The organism is Pelomonas sp. Root1444, from assembly GCF_001426885.1.
Taxonomy (GTDB): domain Bacteria; phylum Pseudomonadota; class Gammaproteobacteria; order Burkholderiales; family Burkholderiaceae_C; genus Pelomonas.
Genome location: NZ_LMFP01000003.1, coordinates 1137140 through 1153055, shown reverse-complemented (window position 1 = coordinate 1153055; position 15916 = coordinate 1137140). Strand labels below are relative to the sequence as shown.

At 68.5% G+C, this 15916-nt stretch carries 17 protein-coding genes; 11 read left to right on the top strand and 6 right to left on the bottom strand.

Annotated elements, in window-relative coordinates:
- The first annotated feature begins 28 nt into the window (after window positions 1-28).
- Complete coding sequence (locus ASD35_RS08060) at window positions 29-385, top strand: hypothetical protein (RefSeq protein ID WP_056874335.1); 357 nt, start codon at window positions 29-31, stop codon at window positions 383-385.
- On the opposite strand, the gene ASD35_RS08055 is transcribed toward ASD35_RS08060, so the two are convergent.
- The 3 genes from ASD35_RS08055 to ASD35_RS08045 form a co-directional block, all read right to left on the bottom strand.
- Entirely contained in the window at window positions 386-871 is a 486-nt protein-coding gene (locus ASD35_RS08055; RefSeq protein WP_056874334.1) for a hypothetical protein, read from the bottom strand.
- Between the two features lie 50 nt (window positions 872-921).
- On the bottom strand, window positions 922-1413 hold the full coding sequence (locus ASD35_RS08050; protein WP_235538271.1) for a glycine zipper domain-containing protein: 492 nt from the start codon (window positions 1411-1413) through the stop codon (window positions 922-924).
- Between the two features lie 98 nt (window positions 1414-1511).
- A complete protein-coding gene (locus ASD35_RS08045) occupies window positions 1512-2069 on the bottom strand; it encodes an HNH endonuclease (RefSeq protein ID WP_056874333.1) in 558 nt (185 codons plus the stop codon).
- 248 nt (window positions 2070-2317) lie between these two features.
- On the opposite strand from ASD35_RS08045, the gene ASD35_RS08040 reads away from it, so the two are divergent.
- The 9 genes from ASD35_RS08040 to ASD35_RS08000 are packed head-to-tail and all read left to right on the top strand — an operon-like array spanning window position 2318 to window position 11669.
- Window positions 2318-3013, top strand: a complete 696-nt coding sequence (locus ASD35_RS08040; protein WP_235538290.1) for a TetR/AcrR family transcriptional regulator — start codon at window positions 2318-2320, stop codon at window positions 3011-3013.
- A 35-nt stretch (window positions 3014-3048) separates the two neighbouring features.
- Window positions 3049-4839, top strand: a complete 1791-nt coding sequence (locus tag ASD35_RS08035) for an acyl-CoA dehydrogenase C-terminal domain-containing protein (protein ID WP_056874332.1) — start codon at window positions 3049-3051, stop codon at window positions 4837-4839.
- Between the two features lie 10 nt (window positions 4840-4849).
- Window positions 4850-5275, top strand: a complete 426-nt coding sequence (locus ASD35_RS08030; protein WP_056874331.1) for a DUF2147 domain-containing protein — start codon at window positions 4850-4852, stop codon at window positions 5273-5275.
- Window positions 5276-5281: 6 nt separating this feature from the next.
- Window positions 5282-6142 (top strand): S9 family peptidase, encoded by an 861-nt coding sequence (locus ASD35_RS08025; RefSeq protein ID WP_056874330.1) that lies wholly within the window; start codon window positions 5282-5284, stop codon window positions 6140-6142.
- A gap of 31 nt (window positions 6143-6173) precedes the next feature.
- Complete coding sequence (locus ASD35_RS08020; protein ID WP_056874329.1) at window positions 6174-8573, top strand: 3-hydroxyacyl-CoA dehydrogenase/enoyl-CoA hydratase family protein; 2400 nt, start codon at window positions 6174-6176, stop codon at window positions 8571-8573.
- An 8-nt stretch (window positions 8574-8581) separates the two neighbouring features.
- Complete coding sequence (locus ASD35_RS08015; RefSeq protein ID WP_056874328.1) at window positions 8582-9112, top strand: DUF4442 domain-containing protein; 531 nt, start codon at window positions 8582-8584, stop codon at window positions 9110-9112.
- Between the two features lie 29 nt (window positions 9113-9141).
- A complete protein-coding gene (locus tag ASD35_RS08010) occupies window positions 9142-10356 on the top strand; it encodes an acetyl-CoA C-acyltransferase (protein ID WP_056874327.1) in 1215 nt (404 codons plus the stop codon).
- A 3-nt stretch (window positions 10357-10359) separates the two neighbouring features.
- Window positions 10360-10893 carry a DUF1569 domain-containing protein gene (locus tag ASD35_RS08005; RefSeq protein WP_056874326.1) on the top strand — a complete coding sequence of 178 codons (534 nt, stop codon included), beginning with the start codon at window positions 10360-10362 and terminating at the stop codon, window positions 10891-10893.
- 11 nt (window positions 10894-10904) lie between these two features.
- Window positions 10905-11669, top strand: a complete 765-nt coding sequence (locus ASD35_RS08000; RefSeq protein ID WP_056874325.1) for an enoyl-CoA hydratase — start codon at window positions 10905-10907, stop codon at window positions 11667-11669.
- 20 nt (window positions 11670-11689) lie between these two features.
- Here the strand turns inward: ASD35_RS08000 and ASD35_RS26510 are convergent, their stop codons facing one another.
- Window positions 11690-11851, bottom strand: a complete 162-nt coding sequence (locus tag ASD35_RS26510; RefSeq protein ID WP_082579988.1) for a DUF1328 domain-containing protein — start codon at window positions 11849-11851, stop codon at window positions 11690-11692.
- Between the two features lie 312 nt (window positions 11852-12163).
- On the opposite strand from ASD35_RS26510, the gene ASD35_RS07995 reads away from it, so the two are divergent.
- Window positions 12164-14002, top strand: a complete 1839-nt coding sequence (locus ASD35_RS07995; RefSeq protein WP_056874324.1) for a rhamnogalacturonan lyase B N-terminal domain-containing protein — start codon at window positions 12164-12166, stop codon at window positions 14000-14002.
- A 148-nt stretch (window positions 14003-14150) separates the two neighbouring features.
- On the opposite strand, the gene ASD35_RS07990 is transcribed toward ASD35_RS07995, so the two are convergent.
- Together ASD35_RS07990 and ASD35_RS07985 are read right to left on the bottom strand one after the other, a co-directional pair.
- Window positions 14151-14552, bottom strand: coding sequence for an acyl-CoA thioesterase (locus tag ASD35_RS07990; RefSeq protein WP_056874323.1), 402 nt, complete (start codon window positions 14550-14552; stop codon window positions 14151-14153).
- A gap of 45 nt (window positions 14553-14597) precedes the next feature.
- Complete coding sequence (locus ASD35_RS07985; RefSeq protein ID WP_369819194.1) at window positions 14598-15908, bottom strand: methyl-accepting chemotaxis protein; 1311 nt, start codon at window positions 15906-15908, stop codon at window positions 14598-14600.
- Between the last annotated feature and the right edge of the window lie 8 nt (window positions 15909-15916).

The window sequence follows — 15916 nt, the reverse complement described above, 5'->3', positions numbered from 1 at the left end:
CCCGCGTGTCTGGACGGCCATCGGCGGCGTGCTGGCGACGTCGGTGCTGTGCCGCGAGATGCTCGACGGCGCCGACCTCATGCCGGAGTTGCGAGCCGCGCTGCCTGCGGGCGATGCGCGGCCGCGCGTGGTCTTCTGGCCCAGCTACATCGCCGAATCCGACGCCGAGCAGTCGGCGCTGTGCAAGGCCTACCGCCTCGGCGCCGCGGGCCTGGCGCGCGACCTGGGCGCCTGGGTGCTGCAGAGCAACTGGCCCGAGTCGCTGAATGCACCGGCGCAGCGCGGCTTCGGCGACAGCGTCGTCATCGCGCCGGACGGGCGCCGGGTTGCGACGCTGCCGCGCGACGCGGCGGCGCAGGTGGTCGTGGCGCTGGACGCGGGCTGATCAGTCCCGGCCGGCCGGGCGCTCGAAGCCGCTGTCCACCCAGGCCTCGGCGGCCGACTGGCTGAGCTTGAAGCCGGCCAGCACCTTGACCTGCGCCAGCTTCTCGCCGGCCGCGTCGAAGGCGGCGAGCCAGGCGTAGGGATCGTCCTCGGCGGGCACGATCTCCAGCGTGATCTTCAGCCAGTTGCCGTCGCGCGCGACGTAGAGCGCCTTGTTCAGCTGGGCGTGCAGCTGCTGTTCGTGGCGGCGGATCACTTCGGACGCCGTCTTCACCAGCGTGTTGAAGGCGTTGACGTCCAGCGGCTTGGGGTTCTTCTTGTCGCGGCCCATGGTCCACGGGCCGACCAGCGCGGGCTCGCTCTCGCCGGCCTTGAACATGGCGACGGCCCAGCCCTCGTCGTCCTCGTTCTTGATGACCTGCGCGGTCCAGCCGTTGTCGCGCCACAGGCGCGCTTCGTAGAGGGGTTCGTCGTCGGAATCGGACATGGAAATGGCAGGCTTGAAAGCCTGCCATTGTCCTTCGCCGCGGCGAACCGTCAGCCGTTGCTGGCGGAAGCGGCAGGCATGACGGCCGGCGCGCGCGTCACGCGGGTCTTGCCGCCGGTCGTCACCAGCACGACGGGGTCGCCGCTGTTGAAGCTCTCGGTGCCCTTGGCCTGGATGATGGCGCGGCGCTCGCCGTTGCGCAGCTGGACGATGATCTCCAGCGCGTCTTCCTTGGTGGCCGAGCGCTCGATGGCGTTGCCGATGACGGCACCGGCCACGGCGCCGATGACGCCGACGACCGCGCCTTCACGGCGCCCGCCGACCGAGCTGCCGGCGATGGCGCCGGTGACACCGCCGGCCACGCCGCCGACGCCGCTCTGCGAGCCGTCGACCGTGACGGGGCGGGAGGACAGCACGGTCGCGTCCTGCACCTGCGACAGGCGCTGCGCGTCACCGCGCTGGACGACGTCGGGACTGGTCGTCGAGCAGGCCGACAGCACCAGGGCCGCGGCGAGCGTGAGGGAGGTCATGAGCTTGGACATTCGGAATCTCCGTGGGCGGTACAGCGGGCCCAACGTGTCGAATTGTCCCGCCGTTGACCGCTGGTGGCCGGCCGCTACAACTCTTTACCCGGCAACGGTCAACCGTGCAGGCGCGAGTTGCGCGGCACGCTGGCCAGCAGGAACTCCATCTGGTCGGCCAGGATGCGGCGGCCGCGCAGGATCATGTCCTCGTGCAGGCTGGGCACGTAGGGCAGGTAGAGCAGGCTCATATGCGCCTCCTCCGGCATGCGGCTGCCCTTGCGGCCGTTGCAGGACCGGCAGGCCGTGATGCAGTTCATCCAGGTGTCCCGGCCGCCGCGCGAGGTCGGCTGGATGTGTTCGCGGGTCAGGTCCTCGACGTCATGCCGGTGGCCGCAGTAGGCGCACACGAAGCGATCGCGCGCGAACAGCTTGGCGTTGGACAGCGCCGGCGCCTGGCGCCAGGCCCGGCTGGGTACCGCGCCGCGCACGGCGATGATGGAATGCACCTCGATGCGCGACTGGCGGCCCGACAGGCGCTGCCAGCCACCGCGCAGCACCTGGCAGGGGTCGCCCAGCGTCCAGGCGACGCCGTCGCAGGCGTAGATCACGGCCGCTTCGCGGGTCGTGATCCAGGCCTGGGGGCGGCCGGAGACATCGAGTTGGAGCACATCCACAGAAGTCAACCTCCAAGCGTGAGACTACTGCAGAAGGCCTCCGCCGCTCAAGCGCGGGCCCGTGACGGCCCGGCCCTCCGGGTCATCCCTAGGTCCGCGGCAGTATTAGGCACATCACCCTAGAAATCGCCAGGGCAAGCTGGCGCTGTCACGCGAGCGACCTGCAAAATAGAACGATCGTTCGTTTTATTCCAGAGTCCACTCCGTCCGTGTCCACGCTGCCCGTCCCCGCCAAGAAAGCCGCCCCGCTGCGCGCCGCCAAGCCGGTGCCCAAATCCGCCGGGGTGGCGCGCTCTCTGCAGAAGGGCCAGCAGACCCGCGCCGCCATCCTCGACGCCGCCCTCGGCCTGGCCTCGCACATGGGCCTGGAGGGGTTGTCCATCGGCGCGCTGGCGGATGTGACCGGCATGAGCAAGTCGGGCGTGTTCGCCCACTTCGGCTCGCGCGAGGAACTGCAGATCGCGGTCGTCACCGAGTACCACGCCAAGTTCGAGGAAGAAGTCTTCTTCACCGCCATTCGCGAGCCACGCGGGCTGCCGCGGCTGCGCGCGATGTTCGAGCGCTGGGTGCGCCGCGTGTCGGTCGAGGTGGACTCGGGCTGCATCTACATCAGCGGCGCCGTCGAGTTCGACGACCGGCCCGGCCCGGTGCGCGATGCGCTGGTCGCCATGGTCAAGGCCTGGCATGCGGCGCTGCACAAGGCCATCGTGCTGTCCGTCGAGGAAGGCCATCTGCGGGCCGATGCGGATGTCGAGCAGATCGTGTTCGAACTGCACGGCCTGATCCTTTCGCTGCACCACGATGCGCGCTTCATGCGCATCCCCGGCGCCCTCGCGCGCGCCGGCACCGGTTTCGACCGGACCATCCAGTTCTATGCCACGCCGGCCGGCCTTGAGCTCGACCGTGCGCGCAAGTCGCCCAAGACCGGCGCTGCCAAGCGCTAACCCCATCACTACACAGACCGTTCCAGGAGTACCCGATGCCCCAGTACACCCCGCCCATGCGTGACATGCAGTTCGTCATGCACGAGCTGTTGAACGTTGTCGACGAGCTGAAGATGCTGCCCGGTCATGAGGACATCGACGCCGACACGATCAACGCGGTGCTCGAGGAAGGCGGCAAGTTCGCGGCCGAAGTCATCGCGCCCATCAACCTGAGCGGCGACGCCGAAGGCTGCACCCTGGACAAGGCCACCCACGAGGTGACGCCGCCCAAGGGCTTCAAGGAGGCCTACAAGCAGTACGTCGAAGGCGGCTGGCCGGCGCTTTCCTGCGACCCCGAGTTCGGCGGCCAGGGCCTGCCGCACCTGGTGAACCAGTTCTTCTACGAGATGCTGAACTCGGCCAACCAGGCCTGGACGATGTACCCGGGCCTGAGCCACGGCGCCTACGAGGCCCTGCACGCCCATGGCACGCCCGAGCAGCAAGCCACCTACCTGCCCAAGCTGACCAGCGGCGAGTGGACCGGCACGATGTGCCTGACCGAGCCGCATTGCGGCACCGACCTCGGCATGCTGCGCACCAAGGCCGAGCCGCAGCCCGACGGCACCTACAAGCTCACCGGCGCCAAGATCTTCATCTCGGCCGGCGAGCACGACATGGCCGACAACATCATCCACCTGGTGCTGGCCCGCCTGCCTGACGCGCCTCAGGGCAGCAAGGGCATCTCGCTGTTCGTCGTGCCCAAGTTCAACGTCAACGCCGACGGCTCGCTGGGCTCGCGCAACGGCATCTTCTGCGCCGGCCTGGAGCACAAGATGGGCATCCACGGCAACGCCACTGCGCAGATCGTCCTGGAAGGCGCCAACGGCACGCTGGTGGGCCAGCCCAACAAGGGCCTGGCGGCGATGTTCGTCATGATGAACGCGGCCCGCCTGGGCGTGGGCAACCAGTCGCTGGGCCTGACCGAGGTGGCCTACCAGAACGCCGTGGCCTACGCGAAGGACCGCCTGCAGATGCGCGCGCTGTCCGGCCCCAAGGCGCCGGACAAGCCGGCCGACCCCATCATCGTGCACCCCGACGTGCGCAAGATGCTGCTGACCGCCCGCGCCTTCGCCGAGGGCGGCCGCATGCTGCAGGCCTACACGGTGCTGCAGCTGGACAAGGCGCTGAAGAGCGACGACGAGGACGAGCGCAAGGAAGCCGATGCCGAAGTCGCGCTGCTGACGCCCATCATCAAGGCCTTCATCACCGACAACGGCTGGCTCGCCACGTCGCACTGCATGCAGGTGTTCGGCGGCCACGGTTTCATCCACGAGTGGGGCATGGAGCAGTTCGTGCGCGATGCGCGCATCAACATGATCTACGAGGGCACCAACACCATCCAGTCGCTGGACCTGCTGGGCCGCAAGGTGCTGGGCAACAACGGCGCCACGCTGAAGAAGTTCGGCAAGAAGATCGCAGCCTTCATCGAGGAAGAGGGCACCAACGAGGCGATGCAGGAGTTCGTGAACCCGCTGGCCGAGCTGGGCGACAAGGTCAACAAGCTGACCCAGGAGCTCGGCATGAAGGCCTTCGGCAACCCCGACGAAGTGGGCGCCGCAGCGGTGGACTACCTGCGCGTGGTGGGCCACATGACCTTTGCCTATTTCTTCGCCCAGGCCGCCAAGATCGCGCTGGCCAAGAAGGACAGCGGCGATCCGTTCTACACCGCCAAGCTGGCCACGGCGCGCTTCTACTTTGCCAAGCTGCTGCCCGAGACAGCCAGCCTGATCCGCACCTGCCGTGCCGGCCTGGCGCCGCTGATGGAAATGGAAGAGGCCCTCTTCTAAGGATGCCCCGATGAAATCCCTGTTCGCTGCTGCGCTGCTTTCGCCCGTGCTTGCGCTCGCGCAGGCAACACCCGTGGGCCTGTGGAAGACCATCGACGACGACGGCAAAACCGCGAAGTCGCTGGTCCGCATCAGCGAACAGGGGGGCACCCTGGTCGGCAGCATCGACAAGCTGCTGGACCCCACGGCGCCGGCCGACGCCAAGTGCGACAAGTGCAATGACGACCGCAAGGACAAGCCCGTGCTGGGCCTGCAGATCATCCGCGGCGTGAAGGCCGAGGGCGATGGCGTCTGGGGCGGCGGCGAGGTCCTGGACCCCAACAACGGCAAGACCTACCGCACGCGCCTGAAGCCGGTGGACGGCGGCAAGAAGCTGGAGATGCGTGGCTACATCGGGCCGTTCTACCGCAGCCAGCTGTGGCTGCGCGTGGAGTGACGCAGCATGGGTGAGCTCGCTGGACGCGCTTGGCAGGGCCTGGCCACCGGCATGCCGGTGGCGCGCTGGTTCTGGCATCGGCAGCTGAAGAAGCCGTTCTTCGGGCGCTTCATGAAGCCGTGGCGCTGGCCGCTGGACGTGCCCTCCGAGGGGTGGGAGCGCCTGCGCATCGCCAGCGCCAGCCGTTCGACGCTGGCCGCGGTGTTGAAGCGCACGACCGCTGGCGCACCACGCGGCGTGGTCGTCTGCGCCCACCCGATGGGCCTGGCCGCCAAAGGCTTCTGGCTGCGCAACGGCCACGCGGATGCGCTGCTGGCTGCGGGGTTCCACGTGCTCGCCTTCGACTTCAACGGTTTTGGCGAAAGTCCCTCCACGAACTTCGACTGGCCGGCCGACAGCCTGGCCGCGGGCCGCCACGCGCGGCAGTTGTTCCCCGGACTGCCGGTGCATGCGCTGACCGCGTCGTTCGGTGCGATGCACGCACTGAACGCACTCGGTGCGGCGGACTACCCATACGACCGCATCGTGGCCGAAGGCTGTGCCTCCAGCCTGCCGGCATTCTGGAAGCACTATCCCTTCGCCCATGCGGTGCTGCGCCTGGGCAGCGCCGTGTCGCCCGAAGGTGAGCGCCGGCTGCGGCCCGAGCTCAGCATCACGCGGTTGCCCGCGCACGTGCGCTTGCTGCTCGTGCACAGCCGGGGCGACCGATGGACACCCATCGATCATGGCGACCGACTCGCCGCTGCCGCGCCCAAAGGCGCACGCGTCGAGCGGCTGACGCTCGCGCGCGCCGACCACACGCACGGCATGCGCGACGAGCGCGCGGTCTACTGGCCGGCCGTGCACGACTTTCTGACCGCGGCCTGAGCCGCGGTCCCCGCTTCAAACAGGAGACCCCATGAGTTCCAAGTTCCAAGTCCGCAAGGTCGCCGTGCTCGGCGCCGGCGTGATGGGCGCGCAGATCGCGGCCCACCTCGTCAACTGCAAGGTGCCGGTCGTGCTGTTCGACCTGCCCGCCAAGGAAGGCGCCAAGAACGGCATCGTCACCAAGGCCGTCGACGGCCTGAAGAAGCTCAAGCCCGCGCCGCTGGGTGACGCCGCTGAGGCGGCGCTGATCCAGCAGGCCAACTACGAAGAGCACCTCGAAGTCCTCAAGGGCTGCGACCTCATCATCGAGGCCATCGCCGAGCGCATGGACTGGAAGCTGGACCTGTACACCAAGATCGCGCCGTTCGTCGCGCCGCACGCCATCGTCGCGTCGAATACGTCGGGCCTGTCGATCACCAAGTTGTCGGAAGTTCTGCCCGAAGAAATCAAGCCGCGCTTCTGCGGCATCCACTTCTTCAACCCGCCGCGCTACATGGCGCTGGTCGAGCTGATCAACACGCCGACCACGCAGCCGGAAATCCTCGACCAGCTCGAGGCCTTCGTCACCACGTCGCTGGGCAAGAGCGTCGTGCGCGCCCACGACACGCCCAACTTCGTCGCCAACCGCGTCGGCATCGCCGGCATGATGGCCACGATGATCGAGGCCGAGAAGTTCGGCCTGTCGGTGGACGTCGTCGACGACCTGACAGGCAAGAAGCTGGGCCGTGCGTCGAGCGGCACCTTCCGCACCGCGGATGTCGTGGGCCTGGACACCATGGCCCACGTCGTCAAGACGATGCAGGACAACCTGAAGGACGACCCGTTCTACAGCACCTATGCCACGCCCAAGGTGCTGGGTGAGTTGATCCAGAAAGGGGCGCTCGGCCAGAAGACCGGTGCCGGCTTCTACAAGAAGGTCGGCAAGGACATCCAGCGCCTGGACTTCGCCACGGGCGAGTACGTCGCCGGCGGCAAGAAGGCCGACGAGATCGTCGCCCGCATGCTCAAGAAGCAGCCGGCCGACCGCCTGAAGCTGCTGCGTGAATCGAGCAACCCGCAGGCGCAGTTCCTGTGGGCCATCCTGCGCGACAGCTTCCACTACGCCGCCGTGCACCTGGACACCGTGGCCGACACCGCGCGCGAGATCGACTTCGCGATGCGCTGGGGCTTCGGCTCGCAACAAGGCCCGTTCGAGCTGTGGCAGGCCGCCGGCTGGAAGCAGGTGGCCGAGTGGATTGCCGCCGACATCGCCGACGGCAAGACGCTGTCCAGCGCGCCGCTGCCGGCATGGGTCACGGAAGGCCCGGTCGCCGAGGCTGGTGGCGTGCACACGCCGCAGGGCTCGTGGAGCGCCGCGGAGGGCAAGTTCAAGCCGCGCAGCGAGCTGCCGGTGTACGAGCGCCAGGCCTTCCGCGAATCGCTGCTGGGCACCGGCGCGGCCGACCCGCTGAAGAGCGGCACCGAGCTGTTCAAGAACGACGAAGTGCGCGTCTGGACGCGGGACGGCAACGTCGTCATCGCCTCCATCACCGCCAAGCTGCACCTGATCAGCCCCGCCGTCACCGAGGGCCTGCTGAAGGCCGTCGAGATCGCTGAAAGCCAGTACAAGGGCCTGGTGATCTGGAGCCCGGACGACGTGTTCTCCGCCGGCGCCAACCTGGAAAGCCTGATGCCCGTCTTCATGAAGATGGGCAGCAAGGGCATCGCGCCGGAAGAGAAGAAGCTGCAGGACATGATGCTGCGCCTGCGCTATGCGTCGGTGCCGGTCGTCGCCGCCATGCGCGGCCTGGCGCTGGGTGGCGGCGCCGAGCTGGCCGTGCACTGCGCGCGCCGCGTTGCGCATGTCGAGAGCTACGTGGGCCTGGTCGAAGTCGGCGTGGGCCTGATCCCCGGCGGCGGCGGCCTGACCTACATCGCCCGCCGCGCCGCCGAGATGGCCGCAGCCGGCAATGCCGGTGCCGACATCCTGACCTTCCTGAAGGACGGCTTCCTGACCGCGGCCACGGCCAAGGTCGCGACGTCGGCGCATGAGGCCAGGAAGAACGGCTTCCTGCTGGAGTCCGACATCATCGTGCCGCACAAGGACGAACTGCTGCACGTGGCCACGGCCACCGCGCTGGGCATGGCCGAGGCCGGCTACCGCGCGCCGCACAAGGCGCTGTTCCCGGTCGCCGGCCGCAGCGGCATCGCGACGATCAAGGGCCAGGTCGCCAACATGCGCGACGGCGGCTTCGTCAGCGCGCACGACTACCACCTGGCCGCTGCCATCGCCGACGTGGTCTGCGGGGGCGAGGTCGAGGCCGGCTCCCTGGTGACGGAGGAGTACCTGATGGCGCTGGAGCGCAAGCACTTCTGCTCGCTGCTGGACAACCCCAAGACGCAGGAACGCATCATGGGCATGCTGCAGACCGGCAAGCCCGTCCGCAACTAAGGTCCGACGTGAACCGGCTTCAACGCACGCTCGCCAAGCTGGACGGCCTGCCGTCCCCGCTGCGTGGGCCTGCGCGCAACTTTGCGCTGCGCCGCGCGGTGCCTTTCACGGGCACGGCGTCGCTGGACTTCGTTGCGCTCACCCCCGAGCACAGCGAGATCCGCGTCGCCAACAAGCGCCCGGTGCAGAACCACATCAAGGGCGTGCATGCGGCCGCGATGTCGCTGCTGGCCGAGACGGCGACCGGCATGGTGGTGGGCATGAACGTGCGCGACGACTGCCTGCCGCTGTGCAAGTCGCTGCAGGTGAACTTCCGCAAGCGTGCCACGGGCGGACTCACCGCCAAGGCGCATCTGACGGACGCCCAGCGCGCCAGCATGGCGAGCGAGACCAAGGGTGAAGTGCGCGTCGCCGTGACCGTGACCGATGAAGCCGGCATCGAGCCGATCGAGTGTGAATTTGTCTGGGCCTGGGTGCCCAAAGAGAAGCCCCAATCCCAAGACCTTGCGGGACAGACCGAAGCGCGTACCCGCGCGTAGCTCTGTCCCCAACTGACCAAGGAAACACCATGAGCAAGCAAGTCCAAGACGCCTACATCGTCTCCGCCACCCGTCTGCCCATCGGCAAGAGCGGCCGTGGCTACTTCAAGAACACCCGCCCCGACGAGATGCTCGTCAAGGTCATGCAGGCCGTGCTGGCGCAAGCCCCGGGCCTGGACCCGGCCGCCATCGAAGACGCCATCGTCGGCTGCTCCTTCCCCGAAGGCGAGCAGGGCATGAACATCGCCCGCGTGGCCTCGGTGCTGGCGGGCCTGGGCCCCACCATCGGCGGCGTGACGATCAACCGCTACTGCGCCTCCGGCATCACCGCCGTGCAGATGGCCGCGGACCGCATCCGCGTCGGCGAGGCCGATGTGATGTTCGCCGGCGGTGTCGAGTCGATGTCCATGATCCCGATGGGCGGCAACAAGCCCAGCCTGTCGCCGCTGATCTTCGAGCGCGACGAGAACATCGGCATCGCCTACGGCATGGGCCTGACGGCCGAGAAGGTGGCCGCGCAGTGGAAGATCAGCCGCGAAGCGCAGGACGCGTTCTCGGTGGAATCGCACCGCCGCGCGGTGGCCGCCATGCAGGCCGGTCACTTCGACGCTGAGATGACGCCGTTCGATGTCGTCGAGCGCACACCCAACCTGACCGACGGCACCGTCAACGTGAAGACCCGCACCGTCAAGCTCGACGAAGGCGCGCGCCCTGACACGTCGCTGGAAGGCCTGGCCAAGCTCAAGCCCGTGTTCGCCGCCAAGGGCAGCGTGACCGCCGGCAACAGCTCGCAGACCTCCGACGGCTCGGGCGGCCTGCTGATCGTCAGCGAAGCGGCACTCAAGCGCTTCAACCTGACGCCGCTGGCCCGCTTCGTGTCGTTCGCCGTGCGCGGCGTGCCGCCGGAGATCATGGGCATCGGCCCCATCGAGGCCATCCCGGCGGCGCTGAAGGCCGCCGGCATCACCGCCGCGGACCTGGACTGGATCGAGCTGAACGAAGCCTTCGCCGCGCAGTCGCTGGCCGTGCTGAACGACCTCGACAGCAAGGGCATCGTGCTGGATCGCGCCAAGGTCAACCCCAACGGCGGCGCCATCGCGCTGGGCCACCCGCTGGGCGCCACCGGCGCCATCCGCGCGGCCTCGGTCATCCACGGCCTGCGCCGCACCGGCGGCAAGTACGGCATGGTGACGATGTGCGTCGGCGCCGGGCAAGGCGCAGCCGGCATCTTCGAAAGGCTGTAAGCCATGGACCGTCGCCGCGCCCTCAAGACCACCACGGTACTGCTCGCGGCGACGCCGCTTGCCGCCTGCACCGGCAAGCTCAAGACCTTCTCCAACTGGAAGCAGGCCCAGCAGGCCGTGCTGGACCTGTTGTTCGCACCCAAGGTCGTTCAGGGCAACGCCTGGAACCTCAGCCAGGTGATGCAGCACCTGGCCCAAAGCATCGAGTACTCGATGCAGGGCTATCCGGCGCTCAAGGGGGCTTGGTTCCGATCCTCGGTCGGCTCGGCGGCGTTCGCGGTCTTCAATGCACGGGGCACGATGAGCCACGACCTCGCCGAGCCCATTCCCGGCGCGCCGGCGCTGGATGCGTCACAGGCCCTCAAGACCTCGGTACAGCGGCTGCTGGACGCGATGGACGCATTCGCCCAGTTCAACGGTACGCTGCGGCCTCATTTCGCCTACGGCGAGCTGACCAAGCCGCAGTACGAGCGAGCCCACCTGATGCACCTGGGCAATCACTGGACGCAATTCCACGCCAGGACCGCTACCGCCTGAAGGACCGCACAATGACCATCAAGAGCTACACCGTCAACGGCGTCGCGACCCTCGAGATCGCCCGCCCCGAGAAGAAGAACGCGATCACGCAGGCCATGTACCAGGCCATGGCCGACGCGCTGCGCGCTGCCGATGCCGACAAGGCGGTGCGTGCGGTGTTGATCACCGGCCAGCCCGGCATCTTCACGTCGGGCAACGACCTCGAGGACTTCATGGCCGGCCCGACGCGTGGCGAAGACGCGCCGACCTTCCAGTTCATGCATGCATTGGTGGATTGCGGCAAGCCCGTCGTCGCCGCCGTGACCGGTGCGGCCATCGGCATCGGCACGACGATGCTGCTGCATTGCGACCTGGTGTTCGTGGCCGACGATGCGCGCCTCGCGATGCCCTTCGTGGCGCTGGGCCTGGTGCCCGAGTTCGCCTCCAGCGTGGTGCTGCCGCAGTTGATCGGCAACCGGCGTGCGGCCGAGAAGCTGTTGTTGGGCGACCCCTTCACCGGGGAGCAGGCCGTCGAATGCGGTATCGCCAACCGGGTGTTGCCGGGCAGCGAGGTCGTCAACCATGCCCGGCGCATTGCCGAGCGCTTCAACAACCTGGCGCCCGGCGCGGTGCGCGACAGCAAGCGCCTGATCCGCGACCCTCAGCGTGACGCCGTCAAGGCGGCCATCACGCGGGAGGCCGAGATCTTCGGCGCCCGCCTGCGCAGCCCGGAAGCCATGGAGGCCTTCCAGGCGTTCTTCCAGAAACGCGCTCCGGACTTTTCCAAGTTCGATTGAGCGCGTGAGGCGGGTGGGCGCTATCTCCGGATCAGGCCGACCACCAGGCCGATGACGGCCAGGATCAGGAAGCCGTAGAACAGGATCTGGGCAAAACCGGCCGCACTGGCCGCAATGCCCGTGAAGCCGAACACGGCCGCGATCAGGGCGATGACAAAGAAGATGATGGCGTAACGCAGCATGGCGAACTCCTCACGGGTTGATGCCTGAATGGCGGACAGTTGAAGCCTACCGACGCGCCCGTGCCAGACATGCCGGACGGCACAGGTGCATGGAGTCGGACACCACTGACGCCGTTACAACGAAATGACCCGCGCCGGTACCGCTGGCGCAATGCCGGCAACGGCGCCAGCGGGGTCTTCCCGCGGCCGATTCACTCACGATCTTGAGCGCTGCGCCCGCAGCCTGCACTCCTAGACTGGCCGCGCCGCAATCACGTGGCAACACCGGCCGCACGAGCCGTAATGACGGTCGGATCCCTAAGGAGACAAGCAATGTGGATCGACAGACTTTGCCGGCGCCTGCGCCGGCTGGGCGCACTCGCGCTCGCAACCGGGCTGGCAGGCATGGCATCCCCGGCCATGGCGGCATTCAGCCTGACGACGCTGCACGACGGCGGCAACGCCGCCAAGGTGCAGTACCAGGTAGACACCGGCGGCGGCCTGGTGTTCAAGGTGATGGCCTACGACAACGGGGTGAGCACCCAGTCCAAGGGCGACATCTCCAGCCTGGTCTACAACGGCGCCCAATACGCCGATGCCAGCCGCGGCTCGCAGCTGAACTCGGGCTTTGACTTCCTCTACAGCAACGTCTCGGCCGTCGACGTGCAGGCCCAGATGATCAGCAGCACCGGGGCGGCCACGCCGGCCTCCACCGCCAACGGCGGCGTCGTCAGCGGCGGCGCGTACATCAAGGTCACGGTCACCGTCTTCAGCGCCAATGGCGGTGTGCTCAAGCACTACTACATGGCCAGGAGCGGCGAGCCGCGCGTCTACATGGGCACCTACTTCACCGAGGAGCCCGACACGCTGAACCTGGTGCGCTACATCGTGCGCGTGCCGATCGGCGTGCTGTCCCGCGGGCCCGCGGCTGGCGTGCCCGGTGGCCTGGCCAGCAACGGCACCTGGCCACAGGACCTGCGTGGCACGAACAGCACCATTGAGGCCAGCGACGTGTTCGGTTTCTCCAGCGGCACGTCCAACGCCGGTCAGACGCGCTCCAAGCATTACTCCAACATGCGGTTGAAGGACTGGCAGTACTTCGGCGGCCTGAACAGCGGCAGCACGGTGGGCCTGTGGTTCTACCGGGACAACAACGAAGGCAACTCCGGCGGGCCGTTCTATCGCAGCCTGCTCAACCAGATCACCTCCACCAACAACGAGCTCACCTACATCGTCAACTACGGCGAAGGCCAGACCGAGGCCTTCCGCATGGGCGTGCTCAACAGCTACACGCTGATGTTCACCGGTGGCGCCGCGCCGACCGCGCCCGACACCAGCTGGTTCTCGGTGATGGGGCTGGACGGCTTCGTCGCGCCGTCGGGCCGCGGCACCGTGGCGGGCGTGGGCCTGTCGGGGACGGATTCCGCCTACACCTACACGGTGGGCTTCTCCAGCGACAAGGCGCAGTACTGGACCACCGCCAACCTGGCCAACAACGGCTTCTTCAAGAGCACCGGCATGCGGCCCGGCAACTACACCGTCACGGTCTACAAGAACGAGCTGGCGGTCTACACCGGCAGCGTGACGGTCACGGCCGGCAACACGACGACGCTCAACACGCTGACGATCAATGCCGACCCGTCCAGCACCGCGGCGATCTGGCGCATCGGCAACTGGGACGGCCTGCCCAACGAGTTCCTGAACGGCGGTCGGCTGACGACCATGCACCCGTCGGACGTGCGCATGAGCAGCTGGGTGCCGGCCACCTTCGTGGTCGGTTCGTCGAGCGCCGCCAGCGGCTTCCCGGCCTACCAGTGGAAGGACGTCAACAACGCGCGCGTCATCCAGTTCAACCTGACCAGCGCCCAGGTGCGCAACCTGACGCTGCGCGTCGGCACGACGACCGACTTCAACAGCGCCCGCCCCCAGGTCAGCGTCAACAACAACAGCTGGACCTCGGCCATCCCGACCGCGCCGCCCAAGGGCTCGCGCAACCTGACGGTCGGCACCTACCGCGGCGTCAACCGGCTCTACAGCTTCGACATCCCGTCGACCGCGCTCGTGGCCGGCACCAACACGGTGACCCTCAACGTCGTCAGCGGCACGTCGGGCACGGGCTTCCTCAGCCCGGGCCTGTCCTATGACGCGGTCGACCTGATCGTCACGCCCTGAAGCCCCTCGTCCGGGCTCGCTCCGCTGAACGCGGACGAGCCCAGCCGGTCCCCCGAGGGGACGGCGATGCATGCGGCATTGAGCCGCATGCACATCGCCCAAGGCGGGCCGGCTTGGGACGGCCCGGCGCTCGGCCCGCGAGCCCAGGCTAGACCGTAATCGGCCTGGGCTTGCCTTCGCGGTCGATGGCCACGAAGGTCAGGTTGGCCTCGGTCACCTTCACCACGTGCAGGTTCTCGGGGTCACGCTCGGCCATCACCTCGACATGCACGGTGACGGACGTGCGGCCCACGCGGGTCACGGTCGCGTAGAAGCTCAGCAGGTCGCCGATGGACACCGGCTGCTTGAAGACGAACTCGTTGACGGCCACGGTCGCGACCCGGCCTCGCGAGATGCGCGCCGGCATGATGGAGCCGGCAATGTCCACCTGGGCCATGATCCAGCCGCCGAAGACGTCGCCGTTGGCATTGGCGTCGGCCGGCATGGGCATGACACGCAAGACCAGTTGACGGTCGGTGCCGGACAGGGAGGGGGAGGCGGTTGAATCCATGACCCCATTGTCCCCGCGCAGCGCGCGCCACGCAGGCGTGGGGTGTCAGGCCGCCCGGCTGGCGTCCCGGCGCAATCCGACGGCGTCGGTCTCGGCCAGGCTCTTGTCCTGCGCGGTGAGGCGGAACACGCGGATGGTGTCATGGACCCGGGCGACCTGGCCGTTCAGCTCGCTGGCCGAGGCAGCCAGTTCCTCCACCATGGCGGCATTCTGCTGGGTGAGCGAGTCCAGCTGCTGGACCGCCTCGCCGACCTGGCCGACGCCGACGGACTGCTCGCGCGCGGCGCTGTCGATCTGCTCGAGCACGCGGCTGAGGCGCGAGACCGCGCCCATCACCTCGTCCATGCGCACCCGGGCGTCGTCGGCGCGCTCGCCGCCGGTGGTGACACGTTGGCGCGAGTCCTCGATGAGGCTGCGGATCTCCTTGGCGGCGGCGCTGGTGCGCTGGGCCAGCGCCCGCACTTCGGCGGCCACCACCGCAAAACCCCGGCCCTGCTCACCCGCACGCGCCGCCTCCACGGCCGCGTTCAGCGCCAGGATGTTGGTCTGAAAGGCCACGCCTTCGATGACCTGGATGATGTCGCCGATGCGGCGCGACGAGTCCGCGATCTCGTGCATGGTGCTCGCCACGCCGTGCACCGCTTCCTGGCTGCGCTGCGCCAGGGCGGTGGTGTCGTGGGCGGACCGGGCGCCCTCGCTGGCCAGGTCCGAGGTCTGTCGCACGGTCCCGCCGATCTCGTCCATCGCCGCGGCGGTCTGCTCCAGGCTGGTGGCCTGGGACTCCGTGCGGGACGACAGATCCTGATTGCCGGCCGCGCTCTCCCGGGCGCCCTCCTGCAGATGGGCCACTTCCTGGCGGACGTCGCGCACGACCGTGCGCATCGACACCGTCAGCTGCGCCAGGGCCAGCTGAAGCTCGCCGATCTCGCCACGGCCACTGATCTCGACTGGCCGGGTCAGGTCGCCGCCCGCCAGCAGGTTGGCGGTGGCGACCACCTGCCGCAACGGCCTGACCGCGCGGGCCATGACGCCGACGCTCGCCACGGCGGCGCTGGCCGCGGCGGCCAGCACCAGTGCCCAACCGGGGGCGCCGGCCCAGGCTGCAAGCACCGGGCCGGCTGCGGCCACGGCGGACAGCGCGACGACCTGCCCCCGCAGCTCCGGCCTCAGCCAGCCCGCCATGCGGCCCAAGACATCGTTGCGCCTGACCACGCCACGCCTGAGCACATGGACCCGCCGGCCCGTCGCCGCCTCGGCACGCATCGTCGCGTAGAGCTGCTCGAACTGGCACACCTCCATCTCGCTCGGCGGTGTGCGCACCGACAGATAGCCCACCGTGCGCTCGCCGTTGCGCACGGGGTCGC

Bases quoted from the DNA above. Each gene is read 5' to 3' on its own strand.
- ASD35_RS07990 (WP_056874323.1), bottom strand. From the start codon at position 14,552: ATGGATTCAACCGCCTCCCCCTCCCTGTCCGGCACCGACCGTCAACTG.
- ASD35_RS08020 (WP_056874329.1), top strand. From the start codon at position 6,174: ATGAGTTCCAAGTTCCAAGTCCGCAAGGTCGCCGTGCTCGGCGCCGGC.
- ASD35_RS08025 (WP_056874330.1), top strand. From the start codon at position 5,282: ATGGGTGAGCTCGCTGGACGCGCTTGGCAGGGCCTGGCCACCGGCATG.
- ASD35_RS08010 (WP_056874327.1), top strand. From the start codon at position 9,142: ATGAGCAAGCAAGTCCAAGACGCCTACATCGTCTCCGCCACCCGTCTG.
- ASD35_RS07995 (WP_056874324.1), top strand. From the start codon at position 12,164: ATGTGGATCGACAGACTTTGCCGGCGCCTGCGCCGGCTGGGCGCACTC.
- ASD35_RS26510 (WP_082579988.1), bottom strand. From the start codon at position 11,851: ATGCTGCGTTACGCCATCATCTTCTTTGTCATCGCCCTGATCGCGGCC.
- ASD35_RS08050 (WP_235538271.1), bottom strand. From the start codon at position 1,413: ATGTCCAAGCTCATGACCTCCCTCACGCTCGCCGCGGCCCTGGTGCTG.
- ASD35_RS08055 (WP_056874334.1), bottom strand. From the start codon at position 871: ATGTCCGATTCCGACGACGAACCCCTCTACGAAGCGCGCCTGTGGCGC.
- ASD35_RS08035 (WP_056874332.1), top strand. From the start codon at position 3,049: ATGCCCCAGTACACCCCGCCCATGCGTGACATGCAGTTCGTCATGCAC.
- ASD35_RS08030 (WP_056874331.1), top strand. From the start codon at position 4,850: ATGAAATCCCTGTTCGCTGCTGCGCTGCTTTCGCCCGTGCTTGCGCTC.
- ASD35_RS08005 (WP_056874326.1), top strand. From the start codon at position 10,360: ATGGACCGTCGCCGCGCCCTCAAGACCACCACGGTACTGCTCGCGGCG.
- ASD35_RS08000 (WP_056874325.1), top strand. From the start codon at position 10,905: ATGACCATCAAGAGCTACACCGTCAACGGCGTCGCGACCCTCGAGATC.